Source organism: Flavobacterium sp. Leaf359, from assembly GCF_001423985.1.
Taxonomy (GTDB): domain Bacteria; phylum Bacteroidota; class Bacteroidia; order Flavobacteriales; family Flavobacteriaceae; genus Flavobacterium; species Flavobacterium lindanitolerans.
Map to the genome: position 1 here is coordinate 117,196 of NZ_LMPW01000002.1, position 22,974 is coordinate 140,169.

Here is a 22,974-nt window from a genome sequence, read left to right on the forward strand (position 1 = left end):
ATATGGAAATCAAATATTTAAAAAAACTAAAAGAAAATCTGAAAATTGGTTCTGAAAAGTCCAGAGGTGTGTCTATTAATGAAATAGAAAAAGTTGAAAAAAAGTTTGGCATTATATTTCCTACAGCCTATAAAGAATTTCTTTATTTAGCTGGAGAATATTCTGGAAACCTAACGATTTTAGACACAGATGACTTAGAAACAATATCTTCTGACTGGCATCAGGAAATAATGTGGGAAGAGTTACAGGATACCGGCACCAAAATTGACCGCCCTTTTTGGCTTTTTGCTGAAAGCAACGGCTGCGAGATATTTTATTTCTTTTATCTAGATGAAGAAAAAGCCGATCCAGTAGTGCATATGGTAAATTATGCGCAAGAAGACAGAAAAAGAAATGTTAGGTCGCTTGAAATATCATTCAGTGAATTTATCAGTGAAATGATTGATTTGGCTTATAGATATGAAAAAGAAGGTTATTAAAATTCTTTGGAAGAAATCAAAAACACAATCAAAATTAAGCTACTTTCGAGTAACTTTTTTATTACCTTTTACTTTATATTTTAAACCAACAATCTAAAATTTAGGTGTTTTTTAGAGTATCTTTTTAGATGGTTAAATGAGCTATTTGCCGGATTAAAGAACAAAGTGGTTTTGTCAAGTGGCCTAACTTATAGTTTTATTGACCCTATTACTATTTTTGCACAATTTTTCTATAATCTAGTTCGTAAAAAATGGTGGGCTCAACTACATGAAATTGGTGTTGCGATTGCAAAAAATGAAGAAGGATTATATACGTTCATATATAAAAATGAAGAAATCTCCAATGGCCTAAACAAATCCGAAGTAGAAAGCTATTTAAAAGATCTTTTTTCAAAAACTAAAAAATCTGTTGATGAAGCAACCAAATATTTAAATGAATCTGTTGAAAAAATAAAAGGCAGGAAAGCCGCTTTTGTAAAATTAGCGGATAAATTTGAAAGGGGATTTTTTTATCATTTAGATGGGGAGTTCAACACCTCAATATATGAAAGAATTTTGCCTTCAGGCTTTAGATATTTAGATGAAATATTAGTTTCACAGGGAGGACACAGAGGCTCTGCTATTTTAGAAGGGTTAATTAAATTAGATGAAATTATTATTCCGGAAAATTATAGATCAATTTCAGGAATACCAAATGATATACCATTTCAAGCCAAAATAAGGATAAAGTATAGAGACGGTTATCTTCTTAAAAGAATGCAATCATCAATGTTTCCAAAAAATTGGGATTTGATTAGAATTCAACAAGAAATTGCTTATGTTTATGAAAAAACCGTTTCAAAGGGCGTGGGAAAACTCACAAGAAATCCTAATGATTTGTTTAATGGGTTTCTAGGAACTTCAACCTCAGGATTTGATATAAAAATTGAGGTCGATGATTTGGGAAATATAATGAATGCTTATCCAAAAAATTAAAATTAACAATCATGAAATATAATTTTTTAATCGAAAAAGTCTCTCTATCAAAATATTTTAGTATTGAGATAATTACTCCTGAACACTATGTTCTAAACAATTTTAGAGATACTGGCTGGACACCTCAAAAAGTACAAAGCATAATAGATGGTGTGCATAAAAGTAAAAACAATGATCCTGAAAAATCATTTGATTGGGGAAATGAAGATGTTTACATGCGTAGTAACAAATATGGAGTGTTTTTTATTGATTTAATGGCTCAACGTGCTGGGAGAAAATTAGACAAGCAAGATCTCGTTTTAGACCATCCTGAATTTATTGACTTTATGAAAGACTTTAAGAAGTTCGTTGAACAAAACAGTTAAGTTATTTCTACTAGTATAAAAGTATTTTAGAAACATCAAAACTAGAGCTTTCTAGATGTAGTATTTAATTGTGAAACATAAATTTAAAGATATATTTTGCCATAGTATTAAATTCAAAAGCTACTTTCGAGTAGCTTTTTTATTACTTTTTACTTCATGTTTTAAACTACCAATCTAAAAAATTTAGGCGTTCTTTTAGAAAATATTTTCAAATGGCTGAATAGTATTTTAGAAATGACGATTAAGAGTCTTTTTTCAAAAATTTGATGTCGAGCTGAAGAAAGTAGCCACTAGTTCTCCTTTATTTTCAGGTGTTCCGGTTAAATTAGAAGATGGTGTTTATGCCCTTCTTAAAGATGGAATAGAAATTTTCAGAGGTAGTAAAAAAGAAATTAACGCGTTAGCCAAAAAACTAGAGAACCTTTCTGATAATCTTGCAGAAGAATATTTGGAAATACTAAGAAAAGAAAATAGGTTGATAAAAGAAAAGCAAATTGTCTTTGATGGGCAAACCTGGAGTTGGACAAATCCTAAGAATACAACATTAAAATGGTCTGGTCTTTCGAAAGAAATTATAATTAAAAAAATTAATGACACTTTAATTAATGCTAACAAAGCCGGAGATCTTTTTGAGGCAAGAGTGGCAAAAAAATTTTAGAATTAGTTGAAAATGTGGCAGATGAAATTACAGATTTTTCTAATAAAGTTACAAACAAAAGAACTCGAGTATTAAATGGAGATATTGATTGTGCTACCAAGAAATATATTATAGAGGCAAAAACTAATCTAGGCAGTGAAAAGGCAATTAGAAAATTAAATGAACAAATTCAAAAATATTTACCTGAAAACATCAAATCTGTAGAAGAATTTATGAATCCTTTAGGCAAAAAAGTTGTTGTTGTATATGAGGATTTTGGGACTTTTACTTTAAACCATCCAATTCTAAAAAAATTAGAGGAAAAAGGAGTTATATTTATAAAAGGAATTGATAATCTAAAAAATTTATATTAAAAAATGGGAAGCACAATAATCGTTTCACAAGAACACAGAAACAAAGAACAGGTTCTAAAAAAAATCATAGAATTTGGAAATAGAAATAAATTTAAAATCATTCCAAAAGAAAAGACGTTATCATTAGGAGATATTGCTTTAAGTAAAGAAATCGGCGAGGATGATTATAATTATCTAGAATTTTCAGTGACCGAAAAAGATGAATTTAAAACCGAGATAACAAATAGTAGTGTAATAAATGGCAAGAGATATTATTTTTATATATGGATAGACCATACTTCAAACGACCAAGTTTATCACTCAATGAATGAATTTTTCAATGAAATCCTTTCAGATTATCCAGATATGCTGGTTACTGATGAAGCCTGTAAAAACTTTTACTCAATAGAGCAAATCAAAAACAAGCAAGTCCCAAAATGGTTATTAATTTAACTAGAAAATATTTCATTAACACAATCAAAATTAAGCTACTTTCGAGTAGCTTTTTTTATTACCTTTTACCTCACATTTAAACCAATAATCTAAAAATCTGTTTATTATAGTTTTTTAATTGATTGAAAATAATCTTATTTTCTTTTATTTAATTGATTTTTTTCATATATTTGTAATGTAATTAATTGAAAACAAATGGATAAATATACTAAACAACGAATTGAAAAACTTCATCCTACTGTTAGAGAAGAAGTTACAAAAGTCATTGAAGAATGTGACAATGCTTTGACTGGTAGGGCAAAAATCCGGGTGACGCAAGGGCTCCGAACTTTTGAAGAACAGGATGCCTTATATGCACAAGGAAGAACAAAGCCCGGGAAAAAAGTCACCAATGCCAAAGCAGGGCAATCCATACATAATTATGGTTTTGCTGTAGATATCTGCCTGATAATCGACGGAAAAGATGCTTCCTGGGATACCAAAAAAGACTGGGACAATGACAAGGTTGCCGACTGGTATGAATGTGTGAAAATTTTCGCCAAACACGGCTGGGAATGGGGTGGTAATTGGAAAACATTTAAAGATATGCCCCACTTTGAAAAAAGGAACCTTAGCTGGAGAGCATTATCAAAACTTAAAAAAGACAAAAACGGATATGTAATTTTAAAATAAAAACAGCTATGAAAACAATTGGAAAAAACATGATGCTCTTCTTTTTCCTGTCGTTTGCCGCAGTCTCGTGCGAATCGACAAGAACGGCGGTTTTTGATCAGTATTCCTATCAGAAAACAACCGAACTGAAAGTAGAAGCCTCAAAATTAATGGACAAAGCCACAGCGCCCTATGCAAAACACCAGCAGGAAACCGAAGCCTTTTTCCTTCAGGTCGAAAAATTGATCGAATACGAGAAAAATAAGCCCGATAATGAAATCACATTCGCTATGTGGAAACTTTTGACGGATGAAGAAAAAAACCTGTTATCTGGCTTCTTTAAACACTGGAAAGAAAAGGAATCGTTATCACCCGTTTTTCTTCAAGAATCCAAAAAACAGGTCATGGAAGCTATGGATATGTTGATACAGTATGAAATCAAGAAAGATAAGACCTCAAAAGATGGGCTTTTGAGCCTGATAAACAGCAATAAATAGAAATCATGGATATCGAAAAATTATTAAAACAGCTGAAACAGGAACTTGTCACACTTTTAGGCGACAAATACAAAGAATTTAAACCGGAAATACAGAAAGACATCACTGCTTTCCTGGATAGTTCAAAGGAAAAACTGGAACGTTGGACCTTACTTTTGGCATCGTCATCAATTACCGAAGAAGAATTTTCATGGCTTTTGAAAAGCCAGCAGGATCTTATCGCGCTAAAAGCACTGCAAGGTGCCGGATTATCGAAAATAAAATTGAATAATATCAAAAATGCAATCATACAGACTGTTTTTAAAACAGTCCTTCTAAGCATCTAAAAACATAAATGAAATGTGTACCCAAATCTTAAATCATAAAAGCCATGTCAAAAAAAATCAAAATTTTAAGCCTGGATGGAGGCGGAATCCGAGGGATCATAACCTGCGTCATTTTAAAGTATATTGAAGAACAGCTTCAGAAATTAGACAATCCGAATGCAAAAATTGGTGATTATTTCGATCTCATTGCCGGAACCAGCACAGGAGGAATACTTGCTTCTATCCTACTCTATCCCGACAGCAATAAAAAAGCAAAATATTCAGTAGAAACTGCCCTGGACCTTTATGCCAAACACGGAGAAAGTATTTTCAACGTTTCGTTTTGGCAGCAACTCATCAATCCGTTCGGACTTTTTAACGAGCGGATTTCACAAAAAGCACTGGAAAGACAACTTGAAAATGTATTTGGCAATCTTGAAATCAAGGATTTTATAAAACCCTGCCTCATTACATCCTATGACATCTTTCACAGAAAAGCTAAATTTTTTACAAGCCATGAAGCGGGTTCCGATTTAGAGAATTTTTACGCCAAAGACATCTGCAGAGCCACCTCAGCAGCACCTACTTATTTTGAGCCCGCCAACATAAAATCGCTTTATGGGCAGGAATTTACACTCATTGACGGTGGTGTATATGCCAACAATCCCGCTTTATGTGCTTATGCTGAAGCCCGGAAAATAGAATTTTCAAAAGTGCTTAACCAGCCCGGAAAAAAAGATTTTCCAAAAATCAGCGACATGATTATTGTCTCCATTGGAACAGGTCAGGTGTTAAAACCTTATACCTACCGTCAGTTTGAAAATGCGGGAAAAGTAAAATGGATTCAGCCGCTTATTGATATCCTGCTTTCATCAAACGTAGAAACGACAGATTATCATTTAAAAAAAATGTATGAAACCTTAGGCTCAAGAAACAGGCAAAACTACCATCGGTTAATGCCTTCTCTAAAAAATGCTTCGCCAGAAATGGATGATGTTTCATCAAAAAACATCTATGAACTCATACAGGCCGGCTTGAGCTATATCGACCAAAACCGGAAGGAGTTGAACGAAATAGCTAAAAAGCTGATTAAAAACAGTTGAAACAAAAAAACCTTTGGATAACTCCAAAGGTTTCTAGTTAGATAGTTGGTCGGTTAGGATTGATACTATTCTTGTTTTTTTGCAGTTTTTACTGCAGGAGCTGCTGGTTGGACAGCTTCGGTTGTTTTAGTTGTGGTTGTTTCGGCTTTTTTCGCAATGTTTGCTTCCTGTTTCACTTCTGTTACTTTAGGAGCTTCAGCTTTCTTTTCGGCTTCGACGGAAGATGCTGCATTTTTTACAACTTCTTTTGTGGCTTTCTTTGGCGTTTCCTGTGCAAATGCTACAACTCCTGTAAGCATAATTGCGCTTAAAATTAATTTTTTCATAGTAGTTTTTTTGTGGTTATAGTGGTTGTATGTTTTTCGATTAAGTTAAGACAATTTCAATGCCATTTTGAGCCAACATTCAGAATGTTATCTATAAAATTTAATTATAAATTACTGTAATTCAATTTATTGTAATTTATTTGAACTTCATAAATCAACAAAAAACATATTTTCAAAAAGTGATACTATTCCAAAAAAAGATGTGGATTTTTGGGGATTATGTAGAATTTTTATGTTAAAATCTTGTGGAAAGAGCACACATTTCAATTTTATTATCTCCAATAATGAGGGAACGGGCCTACTGAAATAATCAATTCAAATATATTTGTAACTTTACCGCCCATATAAATTTCAAGATGAAAGCATTAAAAATGTTGGCCGTGCTGTTTTTTCTACTCATTGGAACACAGCAAACTTTTGCCCAGAAATACCGGTTCAAAACTTCCAGCTATAGCGTAATGGAACAAAATGCCAAAGGCCAATGGGGAAAATGGTCGGATTTTAAAGACACCAATCTGATTATCGTTCTTGATGGAGACAAAAACCGCATTGTTATAAATTCAGCACAAACACAGCTTTATTATATCGATGCTTATGGCAAAACTATTGAAAACGAAACAGACAAGACCGTGACTTTTAACTGTATAGACAATAGTGGCAACCGTTGTGTTATTGAAATCATTACCAGAAAAAAGCAAGGCAACCGCATTCAGTTTTACATCAATTATCCTGATTTAAAAATCGTTTATAATATTTATCCGTAAGACTTGAGGAAAATGAACACCTATCCCAAAACGGAAAAACTAAAAAGCAGGACGACGATTGATAGCATGTTCCGCGAAGGCAAGTCAGTTTCAAAATTTCCACTAAGACTGGTCTACAAAAAACAGGCTTTTGATGAGGGTCAAAAATTGAAAATAGGTGTGTCAGTTTCGAAAAAATATTTCAAAAAAGCCGTTGACCGGAATTATTTCAAAAGAGTACTTCGGGAAACCTACCGCCTCAACAAAAATTTATTATTAGACTCTCTTGAAGAACCCTATGCTTTTATGCTTCTTTACCAAACAAAAGAGAGGTTGTCCTACGAAGACATAAATCATAAAACCATACAGCTGTTCGAAAAATTTCGTCTTCAGGTAAAACCGGAAATAGAAAAAGATACGGATTAAGCCATTTCAATACTAAAAAAGCAGCGGTTTCCGTTAGTAGCCTATAGCAGTTTATTTTCATGTGGATGAAATGTTTACTCATTTATTCTTACTTTAGTGGTCTTGTTTTCCCTAATCTGAAAGAAACGAAGAAGAAAAAGAAAAACTTAAAGTTATGTATGCATTTTTAAAGAAGAGATATATCATTCCAGTTGTAGCTGGAGGCCTTTTATATGTTGGAGCGAGTTTCAGAAATGATTTCTTTGAAATTGCAAAACAGATTGAAATATTCACAACCATGTTCAAAACCGTGAATATGAATTATGTTGACGAAACGAATCCGGGTGAATTGATGGATAAGGCTATCAAGAATATGCTTATGGAACTGGATCCGTATACGGTCTATTTCAACGAGCAGGACGTCGTAAAATTCAAAATCAACAACACGGGCGAATATACCGGAATTGGTGCGATGATTACCAGAAAAGAAGGAAAGCTTATTATCAAAGAGCCTTATAAAAACTATCCGGCCGATAAGGCAGGCTTAAAAGCGGGTGATGAAATCGTCCAGATTGGCGATGTAAATCTTTCCGACTTTAAAGATGATGCTTCGCAACTTTTGAAAGGAAGCAAAAATGCCAAGATTGACATCAAATACCTTCGTCAAGGCAAAACGAATAATACAACTTTAGTTTTAGAGGAAGTTGACCTGAAAGCTGTTCCGTTTTTCTCAAAAATAGATGACAAAACAGGCTATATTGTTCTGTCACAGTTTAACGCCAAGGCATCACAGGAAACCAAACAGGCTCTTGAAAAACTAAAGGCTGAAGGTGCTGAGAAAATAATACTGGACCTTAGAGGAAATCCGGGTGGTTTGTTGGGCGAAGCAGTTAATATCTGTAACTTATTTGTTCCGAGTGGCGAAACAATCGTAACCACAAAATCACATATTGAAAAACACAACAATACTTACAGAACATCAAGGGCTCCGGTTGATACTGAAATTCCTTTGGTCATTCTTGTTGACGGTAAAAGTGCCTCTGCTTCCGAAATTGTTGCCGGAGCTTTGCAGGATTTGGACAGAGCGGTAGTTGTTGGTACAAGAAGCTTTGGAAAAGGCCTTGTGCAAAGACCTATCGATTTGACCTATGGTACACAGGTAAAGGTAACCATTTCGCGTTACTACACTCCATCCGGAAGATGCATTCAGGCATTGGATTATGCCCACAAAGATAAGGACGGAAAAGCAATTCGCACCGATGAAAAAAATTACAATGCATTCAAAACCCGCAAAGGAAGAACCGTTTATGACGGCGGGGGAATCCAGCCCGATGTAGAATTATCTGAAACAAAATTAAGCGCCATTACGGAAGCTTTGGTCAAAAACGATGGTATTTTTAATTATGTAACGCGATACTACTATAAAAATCCGAGCCTGGGCGACAAAATACCAACTATTACCGATGCGGATTATGCCGATTTTAAAAAGTTCCTGAAAGACCAGAAATTTGCTTTTGACACAGAAACCGAACAGGCAATGAAAAAAACGCTTGAGGCAGCCAAAAAAGAAAAAATAGACGAAGATATCAAGAACGAAGTCCAACAGCTGCTAACAGCACTGCAAAAAAGCGACGAGACCCAATTGAACAAACATCAGGCAGAAATAAAAGAACTTATTCTGGATGAAATCATCAAAAGATACCAATACAAAGAAGGTTTGTATCAATATTACACCAAAAATAATTCTGAAATCAAAAAAGCTACGGCCTTGCTAAACAATCCGGCAGAATACAACAAAATATTACTGAGATAAAATGCTTCGCATCCTTAAAATTTTACCCCTGCTTATTTTTGGATTCGTCTCTGCACAAGAAGAGGTCGTTCATTCTGTTTATTTTGATACGAACAAATACAACCTGACCGAAAATCAGGTGGAAGATGTTACAAAATTCATTCAGTCAACTGATTCCGTAAGGATAGAATCCATAAGCATTTATGGCTATTGTGATGACCGGGGCAAGGACGAATACAATTTCAAACTTTCCAGTAATCGCGCCAATGCCATAAAGGAAAAATTGGTTGAAAATGGAATCAGGAGTAAGATTATAGTTACTATCGAAGGAAGAGGAAGGGTATTGATTGAAGACGATATCGATAATATCTCTGAAGTACGTTCCAAAAACAGACGTGTGGATGTGGTGATGAATTTCAAAGAGATTCCAATCGAAAAGCTTGAAATTCCGGGTGTTTATAGTGAGATACATAAAAACCATGTTGTTGGCGACCGTATCTATCTTGAAAAATTATTGTTTGAAAAAGGGAGCAGCAAGCTTACAATGAAATCAAAAAACGAGCTGGACAGAATGGCACGGCAGCTCCTGAAATACAAGAATCTGGAATTTGAAATCCAGGGACATGTTTGCTGTACGCCTCCTTACCACAAAGAAGCTATTGATAAAGACACCAAAAAACGAAAACTTTCTGTAAACAGGGCTGAAGCCGTTTATAAATACCTGGTTTTCAGAAAAGTGCCAAAAACCAGAATGACATTTAAAGGATATGGCAATACCCAACCGCTTGGCAAAGGAACTGATTTGGACCGCCGGGTAGAATTGGTGATTACAAAAGTTTAGGATCTTTTCATTTCGATATGGGGAATCCCATCTTCGAGATATTCTTCACTAGTCTGGGAAAATCCATGGCTTTCATAAAACTTTTTGAGGTAAAGCTGTGCCGAAATTGTAATCTTCTCTTCATCAAAATTTTCCTTGATTGCTTTAATCGCTTCGCGGATAAGGTCATGCCCCCATTTTCTGTCGCGATACTTTTCCTTTACGATAACCCTCCCAATTGACGATTCATCAAAATAATCGCCTGCTTTAAAAAGCCTGCAATAAGCTACCGTTTCGCCATCAAATTCGCCAATTAAATGAATTGCTTTTCTGTCTTTGCCGTCGATATCCTGATATACGCAATTTTGCTCCACTATAAAGACCTCACTTCGCAGTTCCAGCAAATTATACAACTCATCAAGAGATAGCGCCTTAAAAGGCTTTATTTTCCAAATTAGGGACATGGGTCTTTTTATAAGAATGAAATACTTTTAATTATTGACTCCAATTCGTGCATCAAATCGCGTTGCGGTGTTGACGGAGCATAACAAAATCCTTCGATGACAAGAATTCTGTTATTTTTAGCATCAATAATACTGTAGTTAATAAATGGCCCGGACATCGTATCATTTCGCAGTTCCCAGTTTCCTTTGGTCTGGAAGGCTTTCAGGCCACCTATGGTTGTATTTATGAGATAAGGCGAGTACGAATCTTCTGTAATCATTTGAGAATTTTCCGTAGTACCATGAATGTAAAGCCCTCCTATTGAATCGCGAGCCCGGACAATGTTGTTGATTGCATCGTCATTCTTTTTGATGGAATGCAACGGAACCTGATAAATCAGGATACTGGAGTTTCCAGTTTGGATTTCCTGCTTTAGCCATAAAAACTTATCTTTTTCAAGGACAACCTTAAATGTTTTCGGAACCAGAAGCGAAATATTGAATTTGTTCCTGAACTTCTTGTCATCCATTAATGAGGCCTTGATTTGATTCTGGGTCACCTCTATTTCTGTCTGTTGCATCCTTGCTATTATTTCTGCAGCATTTTTTTCAAGGTGGCCAATAATCGATGCGGTTGAGTTACCTGATATTCGGATGAGGTTTTGAGGCACACCAAATTGGTTCTCAGAAAAATTAAAATCATTTTTGGCCTCTTTTTTTATGTAAAGGATATTCCTGTTTTTGGCCAATGAACCTTCAAAAGCGTGAAGTGGATACTGATTAATCGTAAAAAGTGGTTCTTCCTGAGGAAGTCCGTCCACGGGAGCAGCAAATTTTTTCCGGATTGTATCCCCTATTTCGCCTATCCAGAGTTTATCATCAATAAAAACAGCAAGCGAATTCGTATTCCCGACGGATTGTTTGTCGGAATTTTTTACTTCTTTTTGATTGCAGGAAAAGGAAAAGGCCGCTAAAGACAGGAGCAGCAATAGCTTTTTCATTGTGTTGCTTTTTGCAATGGAAAAGCTAAAATCCAAAGATGATTATCCTTGGATTTTAAGCTTCATTCCAGGTTTGATGTTTTCGCTGCGAATATCATTCCATTTTTTGATATTTTCAACCGTAACTCCCGGATATTTTTTTGCGATGCTGAAAAGCGAGTCTCCTTTTTGGACAAGATATTGGTGAACTTTGGCAGAAGAAGCAATCTGTTGTTGTGCTTTTTCTGCTTTGGTTTCGATTACCGGAGCATTTTCATTAGGAATCAGTTTTAACTTGCTTCCAGACAATACATTTGCGTCTTCAAGATTATTCCATTCCTTAATTTCTGCAACGGTTACACCATATTTTCTGGCAATAGAATTAAGATTGTCACCTTTTTGAACTACATAAAATTCAGATTTGTCGTCTTCCTTGTTATCTGTATCATCAGTAGCAACCTCTTTTGTTTTTGCTTCCTGCTTTTCAACAGCTGCTACAGCGGTTTCTGTAGTATCTTTTGTTTTGGCGGCCGGTTTTGGAGTTTTCTTTACTACTGTGGTAGCCACTCTTTCGCTAGTTTGAATTTTTAACTTAGCGCCCAGCATAACATTATTGTTTTTTAAACGGTTCCATTTCTTGATTTCAGCAATAGATACACCATATTTCTGGGAAATCTCGCCAATATTGTCTCCTTTTTTAACCGTATGGTATTTTGTTTTGGTTACAATTTTACTGCCTTTTACAATTTCCGGTTCTTCAGAATAATCTACATAAGGACTTTTCGAATCTGTAGAAGCGATAGCGGTTTCTGTTGTATTACCACCTGCTGGAAAAGTTGACTTTCTTGAAAAATAAGGCTTTTCTCTTTTATCTTCTTCGATTTGTGCATAGGCATAAATCTTGTCTTCATTGGATGTGAATACTGCAATCTTTGGAAGTGGAAGCCTCAGGTAATGATTTTTCCCTTTAACGAAAGGAATTACATCTAATTTATAACCCGGGTTCAGAAGCTTGATTTGAGATTCCGGTATATCCAACAGGTCGGAGATTTGCTTGAAACTCATTTCGCGCTTAATCATAACTGTATCGGTAGCGAAATAGCTTATGGCCGCTCTTTTTGGTTCAATTCCATGCTCTTTGTGGTATTCGTAAATGTACATTGTAGCGAGGAAAGCCGGAACGTAACCCTGTGTTTCTTTTGGAAGATTTTTTCGGATATTCCAGTAGTTTTGCTGTCCGCCGGAACGTCTGATTGCTTTTGACACATTTCCAGGACCGGCATTATATGAAGCCAAAACCAAATCCCAGTCTCCAAATATTTTGAACATATTTGAAAGATATTGGCAGGCAGCTTCAGTAGCTTTCAAAGGATCGCTTCTTTCATCAATATAGGAAGAAACATCCAGATTGTATTGTTTTCCGGTAGCAAACATAAACTGCCAAAGGCCTGTTGCTCCTACTCTTGACTTTGCGTGCGGATTCAAAGCAGATTCAACAACGGCTAAATATTTGATTTCTAAAGGCACGTCGTATTTGGCAAGGGCGGCTTCAAACATTGGAAAATAATATTCAGAAATCGCCATCAATCGTTCGTACGATTTTTTCCTGTTTTTCAGGAATGATTTGATGATATTTTCAAGACCCTGATTGTACTCTATGTTGAAAGGTGATTTAGCGTCCATTTCTTTCAAACGGGCTTTTAACAAATCAGTAGATAAATCGTAATCTACTTTTTCGTCAGGATTCATATGAGCAATATCGAATTCCATTTCTTTAAAAAGATCCTGATTGGTCAATTCATCCATCCATTCCTTATCAACACAAGAAGCAACTTCATGGTCAACAAATGTGTTTTTTATAGAGTCTAAAACAGATAATTTTGGAGCTGTAATTTGCGGAGCTACCTCTTGTGAAACGGCATCCTGGGCAAAAATATTTAAGGAGAAAAAGGGTACTAAAAAAAGTGCTATTTTGGTTTTATTCATAACTGAAAATTATAACTTATTATATTTCAAATAATTATACATAATTGCAAACTTAACTTTTTATAACTAACTTTTAAAAGGTTTAGTATAAAAATTTTGTTTTTTAACTTATTATGGCATCAATTCCTGGCAGTGATTTTCCTTCCAGCATTTCCAGCATTGCCCCGCCCCCAGTAGAAACATAGCTCATTTTTGGCTCCAAACCAAACTGTTTTACCGCAGCAACAGAATCGCCGCCGCCAACAAGAGAAAAAGCACCTTTTTGAGTAGCTTCTGCAATAAATTCTCCCAAAGCTATCGTTCCATGTGAAAATTTTTCCATTTCAAAAACCCCCAACGGACCGTTCCATAAAATGGTTTTGGAATTTAAAATGACCTTTTTGAAATCTTCCAGCGATTTTGGACCTGCATCAAGTCCTTGCCAACCGTCAGGAATATTTTTTACGTCTGTTATTTTTGTTTCAGCATCATTCGAAAATGCGTTAGCCGCAACTACGTCAACAGGAAGATGGATTTCGACATTTTTCTCTTTTGCTTTCTTTAAAATCTCCAGTGCCAGGTCCATTTTGTCGTCTTCGCAAATAGAATCTCCAATTTTGCCTCCCAGGGCTTTGATAAAAGTAAATGTCATTCCTCCACCAATAATCATATGGTCAATTTTATCGAGTATGTTTTCAATAACCGTAATTTTTGAAGAAACTTTTGAGCCACCCAATACAGCTGTTACCGGCTTTTCAGAATGCTTAAGCACCTTATTGAGGCTTTCAATTTCTTTAGCCAAAAGGGTTCCGAAACATTTATCGTTTGGAAAGAACTGCGCAATAATTGTTGTTGAGGCATGCGCTCTGTGAGCGGTACCGAAAGCATCATTCACATAGATGTCTCCTAATGAAGCCAATTTCTTTGAAAATTCAACATCTCCGGCTTCTTCTTCGGGATAGTAGCGAAGATTTTCCAAAAGCAGGATTTCGCCCGGCTTCAGATTTTTTGCTGCTTCCTCTGCTACCGGACCTATACAGTCATTCGAAAATTTTACTTCTTTGCCCAGAACTTCTGCTGTTTTTTCAAGAATGTGTTCCAGAGAATATTTTGGTTCTTTTGCTTTTGGCCTTCCCAAATGTGACATCAGAATTACGCTTCCGCCATCAGCAAGAATTTTATCAATTGTTGGCTTTGCCGCTTCAATTCGGGTGGTGTCAACTACTTTAAAATTCTCGTCTAAAGGAACATTGAAATCTACCCTGATTAGTGCTTTTCTGTTTTTGAAATTGAAGTCGTTCAAAGTTTTCATTAGTGGTATATTTTATTTGTTTTTTTATTGGATTCACAAATATATGATTTTTAACCAACTAAAAAATATGAAAACATTTAAAATAAGCTTAAATCGTTAGCGAAAACGTTATAATTGATGATTGGGCTACTTTAGAAAATCCGATTAAAAAAATTTGTACATTAATTTGTTGTTAAAAACATCCCTGTCAATTTTATATTTTGGGATCTTGTTTTCTAACGTCTGTTACCATCTATATAAAATTTATAAAGGCCGGGAAGAGGTTATATAAACATGTAAAATGAAATGTTTTGTTTAATAATTTAAAAGGCAGCCTGTAAGTTTACGGAACATTCATTTTTTTGCCGCATGTTATCCGTTCATCCTTTTTCCCCTATATTTGCCTCATGCTATTTTCAGAAATCCTAGGACAAGAACATATCAAAAGCCACCTTACGAAAAGTGCTGATGCCGGAAGAATTCCGCATGCACAATTGTTTGTTGGTCCTGAAGGTTGTGGAACATTACCTATGGCTCTGGCCTATGCGCAATATGTGTTATGCCGGAATTCAGGTGGTGAAAATCAGGGCGAAAACGAGGCCTGTAATTTGAAATTCAATAACATTTCACATCCCGACCTACATTTTATCTATCCTACGGTTTCGACAGATGATGTAAAGTCCAAGCCAAAAAGTCTTGATTTTATTGCCGATTGGCGCTCCTTTTTAATGGAAAGGCCTTATGGCGGATTGTTTGACTGGTATAAATATCTGGGCGTTCAAAACAAACAGGGACTGATTCGCGTAGAAGATGCCCAGGAAGTTTTAAAGTCACTTTCACTAAAATCCTATGAAGGTGGTTATAAAATCATGATTGTCTGGATGGCAGACAAGATGAATATTGAAGCTTCCAACAAGCTTTTGAAAATTCTTGAAGAACCACCTGAAAAAACACTTTTTATTCTGATTTCTGAAGATGAGGAATCTATCATACAGACAATACGTTCGCGCTGCCAGGTACTTCATTTCAACGGAATCCATGAAAATATTATTGCTGACGCATTAGTTTCACGTGAAAATATAGACCCTCGCGAAGCCAGGAAAATTGCGCATCAGGCACAAGGAAATTTTAGCAAGGCATTACACCTGCTGCATGAAGACAGCGAAGAACAGCCTTTTGAGCAATGGTTTGTTTTATGGGTACGTGCGGCTTTTCGTGCCAAAGGAAACGCATCTGCCATTAACGACCTGATTGCCTGGAGTGAACAAATTGCCGGCCTGGGACGTGAAGCGCAGAAGAAATTTTTGCATTTTTGTATCGAAATGTTCCGTCAGGCATTGCTGCTGAACTATCAGGCATCAAGCCTGGTTTATATGGAACCTAAAGTTGAAAAATTCAAGCTGGAAAACTTTGCTCCATTTGTTAATGGCAACAATATCAATGATATTTACAAAGAGCTTTCTGATGCCGTTTATCATATTGAACGAAACGGAAATGCTAAGATTATTTTAACCGACCTATCTATCAAACTAACCCGATTAATCCACAAAAAATAGTAATCATGAACAACACTGCTTCTATTTTGATTTTAGTATTTTTGGCCGTAACCTTTTTACAATCAGGCTATGACAAGGTAATTGACTGGCAAGGTAATGTAGGCTGGCTCAAAGGTCATTTTGAGAAAACATTCATCAAAAACAGTGTACCACAATCCCTGATGCTAATTCTTGTTTTGGAAATAGCAGCCGGAATTCTTTGCGTTGCTGGTATTATACAGATGCTTATGAATAAAGGAACTACTTTTGGTTTTTATGGTTCTGTTGTTTCTGCTGTTACGCTGATTTTTCTATTATTCGGACAGCGTATTGCCAAGGATTATGATGGTGCCAGAACTATTGCCATCTATTTTGTTCCGGCTATTTTAGGTGTTTTTTTTATGCAATAATTTACTGCTGTGAAGCTCTGAATAACTTCAGTTCATCCCAGGTAAATTTATTCCCGTATTTTTCTTTCAATCCGTTGAGAGATTCTTCGTTGTAGCCTTCAAAAGCTTCAGCCAAATCTTGTATTACGCCTTCCGGAAGAATGTCTGATAATGCCACTTTTCCAGACTGGATTAATTTGACAAAATGGTTCACTATGGTCTGTTGCGTTAGTTTGCGAAGACCAGCGATTTCGGGTATAGAATTGTTTTGCTGCCAAAGTTCATAGGTTTCCTCCACCGTTGATTTTTTAGGTAGCTTTTTCGCTTTTTTCTTTGGCATATAGCGTTCTTCATCATAATCATCATCTACCAGTGTAGCGTGAGTATTCTTGAATTCCTCGCGAATGGCATCCAGTTTTTTCGATTTATAGGATTTAATTTCCTGTGAATCCAGATTCTCTTTACAGATTTCCTGACCTGATGCCACAATTTCTATGAGTCTTTTGGCTTTCATCAAACGTAACACGGCCTTTGTCTGCAATTCTTCCAAAGCATAGAGTTCCTGAAAAAAGGTTTTTGCTTTCTTAACGCGTTTTACTTCTTCCAGTTTCCACAGGATTTCATAAACCAGCTGGTCCATTGGTTTTAAGAAATAATCGTGGGCAGCCTGAATTCGTTCCAAAACAAACTGAATATCATGCGCTTCATCAAAAAATAGCTTATCCAACTGGCGCATGAATTTTGTAGCCGGTTCCGTAAGTGCACCAATGGATTCTGCCTGCCTTTTCGCCCATTGCATATGCTTTGATTTTTCAGATTTTTCAGCATCTTCATTGTAGCTGTATTGATGGTTCCGCCATTCCTGTGCCAGTTCTTTCCAATCAAAACTGTTTTTCAGATAGTTATGAATAAAATTTAGTGTCTCTTTTTCCAGGGAAGACTGCAATAGTTCTTCAGAAGCCTTGTTATTGGAATATTGCATGACATCATAGTCATTCGAAATGCCATTCATTTGCAATGGAGAAAGCAAAATAAGCCCTTCTAACGAACGAAGTCGCGACAGAGCAACATAGGCCTGCCCGGGAAGAAAAACCTGCGATACGTCAAGCACAGCTTTGTCAAAAGTTAATCCCTGGCTTTTATGAACAGTTATCGCCCACGCTAATTTAATTGGATAATGAGTAAAGGTACCTAAAACATCCTCTACGATTTCCTTAGTATTGGGGTCAACAGAATATCTAATGTTTTGCCATTCATATCTTTCTACTTCAATGGTCTTGTTTTCATCCGGAAAATGAACCAGTATTTCCTGCTCAGACAACGATTTTACGATGCCCATTTTTCCGTTGAAATAATTCTTTTCCAATGAAAGGTCATTTTTCACAAACATAATCTGGGCTCCAACTTTAAGGTTCAGCCTTTCATCAACAGGATATATCTTTTCAGGGAAATCACCAATAATTTCAGGTAAAAATGTCAGTTGTTTTTCCTGTAAATCAACTAATGACTGTTCGTTTATAGCATCGGCTTTCGCATTATGCGTTGTCAGGGTAATATATCCCTTACTCTGTTTGAGGTCAAAATCCGGCCTTACATACTGGTTCAGATTTTTGATATCTTCTGCATCTACCTGATTGTTACGGAGATTGTTCAATATCGATATAAATTTATCATCGGTCTGACGAAAAATTTTTGAAAGCTCAATGTATAATGGCGGATATTGCTGCATTACATGCGAATGGAAAAAGAATTTTCCCCGGTAGTAGTTTTTCAGGACTTCCCATTCTTCATTTTTAACAACGGGCGGAAGCTGCAATAAATCACCTATGAATAATACCTGAGCACCACCAAACGGAAGTTCTTTTCTTCGTATGCTCCTCATTGTAAAGTCAATAGCATCCAATAAATCGGCCCGAAGCATACTCACTTCATCAATTATCAGCAATTCCATATTCTGAATGACTGATTTTTTGGTACCATTCATTTTGAAATGGCGCTTTAGGGTGTCTTTGGTTTCGAACTTTATGGTATCTGAAAAGTGCGGTGTTTTGTTGTATTCCGGGATAAATCCTGCAAATGGAAGCTGAAACATGGAATGAATCGTAACACCTCCCGCGTTCAAAGCGGCGATGCCTGTTGGAGCCACAACTACCGTATTTTTATGTGTTGATTGGATTATTTCTCTTAAAAGAGTGGTTTTTCCGGTTCCGGCTTTACCGGTTAGGAATAGGGAACGCTGGGTTTGGTTGATGAATTTGAGCGTATAGGATGCTGCTTCAGATATTGGTTGCATTGGCTTGTAGTTTTCGAATAGGGAAAAATAGTCAATTTTTTGAAATATTTCCAAAAAAAAATGCCTTCTCTGGGGAAGGCATCTTATAGAATTTATTTTTTCTCTTCAGTTTTTGCAGTATCCTTTGTTTCTGTTTTTTCTGGAGCTTTATAATTGTCATTCAATTCTTTAACTATTTTATCCGTGATGTCATATCCTTCTTTTGCATAAAGAACCGTAGCAGCATCACCTGTTCCGTAGATATAAGAATAACCATTCTTTTTACCGTAATCTTTTATGTATTTTCTTACTTTACTAACTACAGAATCTCTTTCAACAGCTGCTTCTTTTTGCAACTGTTGGCTCATAGCTTGTTGGGCATAAGTGAGTTGCTGTTCTTTTTTCTGCAACTCAGAGCCTTTTCTCTGTGCCCATTCCGGTCCATTTGCCTGTGCATTTCTACGGAAATTATCGGCTTCTTCCTGGAATTTTTTAATTTCAAGTTCCAATTCTCTGCCCATAACTTTCGATTTTTCTTCAAACTTGGCCTGAAGGTCTTTCGATTCTGTATATTCTTCCATCAATTTTACAGTATCGATATAAGCTGTTTTTTCTGATGTACTTTTTTCTTCAGCTTTGTTGCAAGAAAATAATGAGATTGCTATTGCAATGGCTACTATTGATTTTTTCATTCTGTGTTCTTTATTTTTTAATTGGGTCAAAAATAGAAAAAAAATGTTACAAATGGCTTAAGTGTAAATTTTCGGGTTTTTTCTTTATATAAAATTATTTTATGGTTTAAAAAACGAGCATAAATTCTGACTATCAAAAACGGATTGAAATAAAGCGATTTAAGGCACTTTCAAAAAAAGACGATGTCTTTTCATATTGCCCTTAAAAATCTTCCAACTCCCGCTTTTATTTTAATTTTTAGCGTTTTTTAGCACATAAATGTGCGAAGAATATTCAAATTTCTCCTTTGCTTTCCAATTTGACTTCAAACCGATAAAAAATGCTTTAATAAAATTCATTTTTCCGGTTTTGTATTTTTCAGATAGAAGACTCACATAAAATGAATCAAATTTCATCGGCAGGATTTTTACAAGCTCAATATTTTCGTTTTGAAATAATTTTTTGATTGCCGTTTTTGAAAAATGCCACAAATGTCTTGGCGTATCATATGCTGCCCAAAATTCACCATAGTATTTTGCATCGTATGATTTAAAATTGGGTACGGCAATAATAATCGCGCCATTTGGCTTTAGCAATCTTTTTAGTTCTTTTATTTGATTCTGTAAATCCGGAACGTGTTCTAAAACGTGCCACATGGTTATAATATCAAAAGAATGGTCATCAAAATCAGCTACCGGTTTTAATTCTATTCCTTTTTTGGTTGCAATTGACCTTGCTTTTTTACTTGGCTCTACACCTATTACATTCCAGCCGTCATTTTTAGCTGTTAAAAGAAAATCTCCGGTTCCCGCACCAATATCCAAAAGCTTACCTTTTTTTTGCAGGCTATTAACCAGGCTCAGTTTATTTTTTAAGGCAATATTTTTTATGAAGTGATAGGCTTTTTCAAAAATAGAACGTTTACCATCTGTATGCGATATATAATCGTCACTTTCGTAATATTTGGAAAGTTCTGTGCCTTTTGGTTGAGGTGAAGTAATCAGCATGTCCAAATCTTCGTCATGTAACAACTCGAAAACTTCTTTCGAAACAGAATTGTCTTTTACAGTTTGGTAATGCTTATGATTTGTTGAGGTCATTGTTTAAATTGGATGTATTCGTCTTTAAGATTTTTAAGATAAGCCGTTACTTTGTTTTGAAACATGGATTTATTGGAAAGACAATCTTCATTAAATTCATTAATCATTGAAATAGCAATAAATTTTGGCTGGCCTCCTACAATGTTAGCTATATTTTCATGGTTTTGTACCGCAAAGTTTGAAAAACCGAAATATTTATCAAACTCCGAATTTTCATAGACAATAAGCTTATACTTGTCACCATCAATCGTAATCCAAAACTCTCTTGTGAGATAATTATTCAATTTGTATTTAATAGCGAGAAATTGCTCAAACGGAAGATTTTTTAAATTGTTTTCAAAAATAAACGCATTAAGTGGTTTCGTGCCCAGAACTTCTTTTCCGTTTTCAGAAATATAATAGTCGTCTATCATAAAAGCCTGTTTGGTTCCAATGCAGCTTTGTAAAACAAAAATTATCAAAAGAATTGAGACAATTCCTTTGATAATGCGGTTTTGAGTACTTCGTTCCACGTGAAACATATTATCTTCCCATATGAATTAGTAATACGGAAATATCGCTTGGAGAAACTCCGCTAATACGAGAAGCTTGTGATAATGTTACCGGGCGTATTTTTTTGAACTTTTCACGGGCTTCATGCGACAATGATTTAATCTTATCATAATCGAAAGATTCCGGAATTTTCACATCTTCCAAACGTGTCAGCTTATCAGCATTATTTTTTTCTTTTTCAATATAGCCTGAATATTTCACCTGGATTTCGGCTTGCTCTAATACTTCCTTATCAAGATTGTTGTCCTGAACATATTGAGCTACCTTTTCAAATTTCAGGATGTCTTCTAAATTAATCTGCGGGCGTGAGAAAACTTTAAACATCTTGTCGGGCTGCGAAATCAGGGCAGAACCTTTTTCTTCCAATATCGGATTCGTTTCTGCAACTGTTACGCTTGTTTCTTTAAAGAAATTAACCATTGCTTCTGATTCGTTTAATTTCTTCTCCATTCTGCGCATACGGGATTCAGAAGCTAAGCCAATCTCAAAAGATTTTGGTGTTAATCTGAAATCTGCATTATCCTGACGTAATAAGGTCCTATATTCTGCCCTGGAAGTAAACATACGATAGGGTTCTTCCGTTCCTTTCGTAATCAGGTCATCAATGAGCACCCCAATGTAGGCTTCATCTCTTCTCAAAATCAGCGGGTCTTTTTCATGCACTTTTAAATGCGCATTAATACCGGCCATTAATCCTTGCGATGCAGCTTCTTCATAGCCAGTAGTTCCGTTAATCTGTCCGGCGAAATACAAACCTTCAACCAGTTTCGTTTCCAACGTATGTTTTAACTGCGTAGGCGGGAAATAATCATATTCGATGGCATAACCCGGTCTGAAGAATTTCACATTCTCAAAACCAACCACAGAACGAAGTGCTTTGAACTGCACTTCTTCCGGAAGCGATGTAGAAAATCCATTTACATACACTTCAACCGTATTCCATCCTTCTGGTTCTACAAACAATTGGTGTCTTTCCTTATCAGCAAAACGGTTGATCTTATCTTCAATCGATGGGCAATATCTTGGCCCAAGGCTTTTGATTCTTCCATTAAACATTGGAGAACGGTCAAATCCTTCACGTAGTAAATCATGAACCTGTAACGACGTATAGGTCATATAACATGATTTTTGATGTGCTAGCGGCTTGGTTTCGTCAGAATAGGAAAACTTATCCGGATTTACATCACCCGGCTGTTCTTCCATTTTAGAATAATCTAAAGAACGTCCATCAACACGTGGTGGCGTTCCTGTTTTCATTCTTCCTGAGGTAAATCCGGCACGAACCAAATCTTCCGTGATACCATAAGCGGCTCCTTCACCTGCCCTACCGCCACCAAATTGTTTTTCTCCGATATGAATCAATCCGTTCAGGAAAGTTCCATTGGTGAGAACAACAGACTTTGCTTTTATTTCGATTCCGAGCGATGTCTTGATTCCTTTTATCTTGCCATCTTCAATAATCAAACCTTTTACCATTTCCTGATAGAAATCAAGATTTGGTGTTCTTTCCAGCATCAATCTCCATTCTTCTGCAAAACGCATCCTGTCGCTTTGAACTCTTGGCGACCACATTGCCGGGCCTTTTGATTTATTGAGCATCTTGAACTGTATGGCCGTTTTGTCTGAAACAATTCCGGAATATCCGCCGAGGGCATCAATTTCTCTTACGATTTGTCCCTTTGCTATTCCTCCCATTGCCGGATTACAAGACATCTGGGCTATGTTCTGCAAGCTCATTGTAACCAATAAGGTTTTCGAACCCAAATTGGCCGCTGCCGCGGCCGCTTCTGAACCAGCGTGTCCGGCTCCAACTACAATCACATCGTAGGTTTCTTGAAACATTTTTTATCCTCTCTTTACGATTTTGGAAA

At 36.0% G+C, this 22,974-nt stretch carries 26 protein-coding genes; 16 read left to right on the top strand and 10 right to left on the bottom strand.

Annotated elements, in window-relative coordinates:
• Positions 1-2: 2 nt before the first annotated feature.
• The 10 genes from ASG38_RS03070 to ASG38_RS03115 all read left to right on the top strand — a co-directional run bounded on the left by ASG38_RS03070 (position 3) and on the right by ASG38_RS03115 (position 5,818).
• Complete coding sequence (locus ASG38_RS03070; protein WP_056067029.1) at positions 3-479, top strand: SMI1/KNR4 family protein; 477 nt, start codon at positions 3-5, stop codon at positions 477-479.
• A gap of 171 nt (positions 480-650) precedes the next feature.
• The gene (locus ASG38_RS18215) at positions 651-1,454 is read left to right on the top strand and encodes an EndoU domain-containing protein (protein WP_235498557.1); all 804 of its coding nucleotides are present in this window, start codon (positions 651-653) and stop codon (positions 1,452-1,454) included.
• An 11-nt stretch (positions 1,455-1,465) separates the two neighbouring features.
• Positions 1,466-1,819: a hypothetical protein gene (locus tag ASG38_RS03080; protein ID WP_056067032.1), complete on the top strand. Its 354-nt coding sequence runs from the start codon at positions 1,466-1,468 to the stop codon at positions 1,817-1,819.
• A gap of 448 nt (positions 1,820-2,267) precedes the next feature.
• The gene (locus ASG38_RS03085) at positions 2,268-2,477 is read left to right on the top strand and encodes a hypothetical protein (RefSeq protein ID WP_157485996.1); all 210 of its coding nucleotides are present in this window, start codon (positions 2,268-2,270) and stop codon (positions 2,475-2,477) included.
• 14 nt (positions 2,478-2,491) lie between these two features.
• Positions 2,492-2,830 carry a hypothetical protein gene (locus ASG38_RS03090; RefSeq protein WP_056067037.1) on the top strand — a complete coding sequence of 113 codons (339 nt, stop codon included), beginning with the start codon at positions 2,492-2,494 and terminating at the stop codon, positions 2,828-2,830.
• 3 nt (positions 2,831-2,833) lie between these two features.
• Positions 2,834-3,262: a hypothetical protein gene (locus ASG38_RS03095; protein WP_056067040.1), complete on the top strand. Its 429-nt coding sequence runs from the start codon at positions 2,834-2,836 to the stop codon at positions 3,260-3,262.
• Between the two features lie 195 nt (positions 3,263-3,457).
• Positions 3,458-3,934, top strand: coding sequence for a M15 family metallopeptidase (locus tag ASG38_RS03100; protein WP_056067043.1), 477 nt, complete (start codon positions 3,458-3,460; stop codon positions 3,932-3,934).
• A gap of 8 nt (positions 3,935-3,942) precedes the next feature.
• The gene (locus ASG38_RS03105) at positions 3,943-4,410 is read left to right on the top strand and encodes a hypothetical protein (protein ID WP_056067044.1); all 468 of its coding nucleotides are present in this window, start codon (positions 3,943-3,945) and stop codon (positions 4,408-4,410) included.
• 5 nt (positions 4,411-4,415) lie between these two features.
• The gene (locus tag ASG38_RS03110) at positions 4,416-4,736 is read left to right on the top strand and encodes a hypothetical protein (protein ID WP_056067048.1); all 321 of its coding nucleotides are present in this window, start codon (positions 4,416-4,418) and stop codon (positions 4,734-4,736) included.
• 44 nt (positions 4,737-4,780) lie between these two features.
• Positions 4,781-5,818 carry a patatin-like phospholipase family protein gene (locus ASG38_RS03115; protein ID WP_056067051.1) on the top strand — a complete coding sequence of 346 codons (1,038 nt, stop codon included), beginning with the start codon at positions 4,781-4,783 and terminating at the stop codon, positions 5,816-5,818.
• A gap of 65 nt (positions 5,819-5,883) precedes the next feature.
• Here the strand turns inward: ASG38_RS03115 and ASG38_RS03120 are convergent, their stop codons facing one another.
• Entirely contained in the window at positions 5,884-6,144 is a 261-nt protein-coding gene (locus ASG38_RS03120) for a hypothetical protein (RefSeq protein ID WP_157485998.1), read from the bottom strand.
• A gap of 356 nt (positions 6,145-6,500) precedes the next feature.
• On the opposite strand from ASG38_RS03120, the gene ASG38_RS03125 reads away from it, so the two are divergent.
• The 4 genes from ASG38_RS03125 to ASG38_RS03140 all read left to right on the top strand — a co-directional run bounded on the left by ASG38_RS03125 (position 6,501) and on the right by ASG38_RS03140 (position 9,925).
• The gene (locus tag ASG38_RS03125) at positions 6,501-6,908 is read left to right on the top strand and encodes a hypothetical protein (RefSeq protein WP_056067056.1); all 408 of its coding nucleotides are present in this window, start codon (positions 6,501-6,503) and stop codon (positions 6,906-6,908) included.
• Positions 6,909-6,920: 12 nt separating this feature from the next.
• A complete protein-coding gene (gene rnpA / locus ASG38_RS03130) occupies positions 6,921-7,313 on the top strand; it encodes a ribonuclease P protein component (protein WP_056067058.1) in 393 nt (130 codons plus the stop codon).
• A 154-nt stretch (positions 7,314-7,467) separates the two neighbouring features.
• On the top strand, positions 7,468-9,105 hold the full coding sequence (locus tag ASG38_RS03135; RefSeq protein ID WP_056067061.1) for a S41 family peptidase: 1,638 nt from the start codon (positions 7,468-7,470) through the stop codon (positions 9,103-9,105).
• A 1-nt stretch (position 9,106) separates the two neighbouring features.
• Positions 9,107-9,925, top strand: coding sequence for an OmpA family protein (locus ASG38_RS03140; RefSeq protein WP_056067064.1), 819 nt, complete (start codon positions 9,107-9,109; stop codon positions 9,923-9,925).
• Here the strand turns inward: ASG38_RS03140 and ASG38_RS03145 are convergent.
• From ASG38_RS03145 to pgk, 4 genes are all read right to left on the bottom strand, one after another.
• On the bottom strand, positions 9,922-10,368 hold the full coding sequence (locus ASG38_RS03145; protein WP_056067067.1) for a GNAT family N-acetyltransferase: 447 nt from the start codon (positions 10,366-10,368) through the stop codon (positions 9,922-9,924). The genes ASG38_RS03140 and ASG38_RS03145 overlap by 4 nt on opposite strands.
• An 8-nt stretch (positions 10,369-10,376) precedes the next feature.
• A complete protein-coding gene (locus tag ASG38_RS03150) occupies positions 10,377-11,348 on the bottom strand; it encodes a DUF4837 family protein (RefSeq protein WP_056067069.1) in 972 nt (323 codons plus the stop codon).
• 42 nt (positions 11,349-11,390) lie between these two features.
• Positions 11,391-13,313, bottom strand: coding sequence for a LysM peptidoglycan-binding domain-containing protein (locus tag ASG38_RS03155; protein WP_056067071.1), 1,923 nt, complete (start codon positions 13,311-13,313; stop codon positions 11,391-11,393).
• A gap of 103 nt (positions 13,314-13,416) precedes the next feature.
• Entirely contained in the window at positions 13,417-14,604 is a 1,188-nt protein-coding gene (gene pgk / locus ASG38_RS03160) for a phosphoglycerate kinase (RefSeq protein ID WP_056067072.1), read from the bottom strand.
• A 386-nt stretch (positions 14,605-14,990) separates the two neighbouring features.
• Between pgk and ASG38_RS03165 the strand changes: the two genes are divergently transcribed.
• Positions 14,991-16,139, top strand: coding sequence for a DNA polymerase III subunit (locus tag ASG38_RS03165; protein WP_056067074.1), 1,149 nt, complete (start codon positions 14,991-14,993; stop codon positions 16,137-16,139).
• 5 nt (positions 16,140-16,144) lie between these two features.
• On the top strand, positions 16,145-16,528 hold the full coding sequence (locus tag ASG38_RS03170) for a DoxX family membrane protein (RefSeq protein WP_056067076.1): 384 nt from the start codon (positions 16,145-16,147) through the stop codon (positions 16,526-16,528).
• A 1-nt stretch (position 16,529) separates the two neighbouring features.
• Here ASG38_RS03170 and ASG38_RS03175 read toward each other — a convergent pair whose 3' ends face one another.
• The 5 genes from ASG38_RS03175 to mnmG all read right to left on the bottom strand — a co-directional run bounded on the left by ASG38_RS03175 (position 16,530) and on the right by mnmG (position 22,945).
• Positions 16,530-18,800: a helix-turn-helix domain-containing protein gene (locus ASG38_RS03175; RefSeq protein ID WP_056067079.1), complete on the bottom strand. Its 2,271-nt coding sequence runs from the start codon at positions 18,798-18,800 to the stop codon at positions 16,530-16,532.
• Positions 18,801-18,892: 92 nt separating this feature from the next.
• The gene (locus ASG38_RS03180; RefSeq protein ID WP_056067390.1) at positions 18,893-19,471 is read right to left on the bottom strand and encodes an OmpH family outer membrane protein; all 579 of its coding nucleotides are present in this window, start codon (positions 19,469-19,471) and stop codon (positions 18,893-18,895) included.
• A 231-nt stretch (positions 19,472-19,702) separates the two neighbouring features.
• Entirely contained in the window at positions 19,703-20,551 is an 849-nt protein-coding gene (locus ASG38_RS03185) for a bifunctional 2-polyprenyl-6-hydroxyphenol methylase/3-demethylubiquinol 3-O-methyltransferase UbiG (protein WP_056067081.1), read from the bottom strand.
• Positions 20,548-20,964 carry a hypothetical protein gene (locus ASG38_RS03190; protein WP_157486001.1) on the bottom strand — a complete coding sequence of 139 codons (417 nt, stop codon included), beginning with the start codon at positions 20,962-20,964 and terminating at the stop codon, positions 20,548-20,550. Before ASG38_RS03190 ends, ASG38_RS03185 begins: the two co-directional genes overlap by 4 nt.
• Before the next feature lie 109 nt (positions 20,965-21,073).
• Positions 21,074-22,945, bottom strand: coding sequence for a tRNA uridine-5-carboxymethylaminomethyl(34) synthesis enzyme MnmG (mnmG, locus tag ASG38_RS03195; RefSeq protein WP_056067085.1), 1,872 nt, complete (start codon positions 22,943-22,945; stop codon positions 21,074-21,076).
• Between the last annotated feature and the right edge of the window lie 29 nt (positions 22,946-22,974).

What these genes read in the sequence shown, in the direction of transcription:
- ASG38_RS03070 (WP_056067029.1), top strand. Translation starts at nt 3, where the DNA reads ATGGAAATCAAATATTTAAAAAAACTAAAAGAAAATCTGAAAATTGGT.
- ASG38_RS03080 (WP_056067032.1), top strand. Translation starts at nt 1,466, where the DNA reads ATGAAATATAATTTTTTAATCGAAAAAGTCTCTCTATCAAAATATTTT.
- ASG38_RS03095 (WP_056067040.1), top strand. Translation starts at nt 2,834, where the DNA reads ATGGGAAGCACAATAATCGTTTCACAAGAACACAGAAACAAAGAACAG.
- ASG38_RS03100 (WP_056067043.1), top strand. Translation starts at nt 3,458, where the DNA reads ATGGATAAATATACTAAACAACGAATTGAAAAACTTCATCCTACTGTT.
- ASG38_RS03105 (WP_056067044.1), top strand. Translation starts at nt 3,943, where the DNA reads ATGAAAACAATTGGAAAAAACATGATGCTCTTCTTTTTCCTGTCGTTT.
- ASG38_RS03110 (WP_056067048.1), top strand. Translation starts at nt 4,416, where the DNA reads ATGGATATCGAAAAATTATTAAAACAGCTGAAACAGGAACTTGTCACA.
- ASG38_RS03115 (WP_056067051.1), top strand. Translation starts at nt 4,781, where the DNA reads ATGTCAAAAAAAATCAAAATTTTAAGCCTGGATGGAGGCGGAATCCGA.
- ASG38_RS03120 (WP_157485998.1), bottom strand. Translation starts at nt 6,144, where the DNA reads ATGAAAAAATTAATTTTAAGCGCAATTATGCTTACAGGAGTTGTAGCA.
- ASG38_RS03125 (WP_056067056.1), top strand. Translation starts at nt 6,501, where the DNA reads ATGAAAGCATTAAAAATGTTGGCCGTGCTGTTTTTTCTACTCATTGGA.
- rnpA (WP_056067058.1), top strand. Translation starts at nt 6,921, where the DNA reads ATGAACACCTATCCCAAAACGGAAAAACTAAAAAGCAGGACGACGATT.
- ASG38_RS03135 (WP_056067061.1), top strand. Translation starts at nt 7,468, where the DNA reads ATGTATGCATTTTTAAAGAAGAGATATATCATTCCAGTTGTAGCTGGA.
- ASG38_RS03140 (WP_056067064.1), top strand. Translation starts at nt 9,107, where the DNA reads ATGCTTCGCATCCTTAAAATTTTACCCCTGCTTATTTTTGGATTCGTC.
- ASG38_RS03145 (WP_056067067.1), bottom strand. Translation starts at nt 10,368, where the DNA reads ATGTCCCTAATTTGGAAAATAAAGCCTTTTAAGGCGCTATCTCTTGAT.
- ASG38_RS03150 (WP_056067069.1), bottom strand. Translation starts at nt 11,348, where the DNA reads ATGAAAAAGCTATTGCTGCTCCTGTCTTTAGCGGCCTTTTCCTTTTCC.
- ASG38_RS03155 (WP_056067071.1), bottom strand. Translation starts at nt 13,313, where the DNA reads ATGAATAAAACCAAAATAGCACTTTTTTTAGTACCCTTTTTCTCCTTA.
- pgk (WP_056067072.1), bottom strand. Translation starts at nt 14,604, where the DNA reads ATGAAAACTTTGAACGACTTCAATTTCAAAAACAGAAAAGCACTAATC.
- ASG38_RS03165 (WP_056067074.1), top strand. Translation starts at nt 14,991, where the DNA reads ATGCTATTTTCAGAAATCCTAGGACAAGAACATATCAAAAGCCACCTT.
- ASG38_RS03170 (WP_056067076.1), top strand. Translation starts at nt 16,145, where the DNA reads ATGAACAACACTGCTTCTATTTTGATTTTAGTATTTTTGGCCGTAACC.
- ASG38_RS03175 (WP_056067079.1), bottom strand. Translation starts at nt 18,800, where the DNA reads ATGCAACCAATATCTGAAGCAGCATCCTATACGCTCAAATTCATCAAC.
- ASG38_RS03180 (WP_056067390.1), bottom strand. Translation starts at nt 19,471, where the DNA reads ATGAAAAAATCAATAGTAGCCATTGCAATAGCAATCTCATTATTTTCT.
- ASG38_RS03185 (WP_056067081.1), bottom strand. Translation starts at nt 20,551, where the DNA reads ATGACCTCAACAAATCATAAGCATTACCAAACTGTAAAAGACAATTCT.
- ASG38_RS03190 (WP_157486001.1), bottom strand. Translation starts at nt 20,964, where the DNA reads ATGATAGACGACTATTATATTTCTGAAAACGGAAAAGAAGTTCTGGGC.
- mnmG (WP_056067085.1), bottom strand. Translation starts at nt 22,945, where the DNA reads ATGTTTCAAGAAACCTACGATGTGATTGTAGTTGGAGCCGGACACGCT.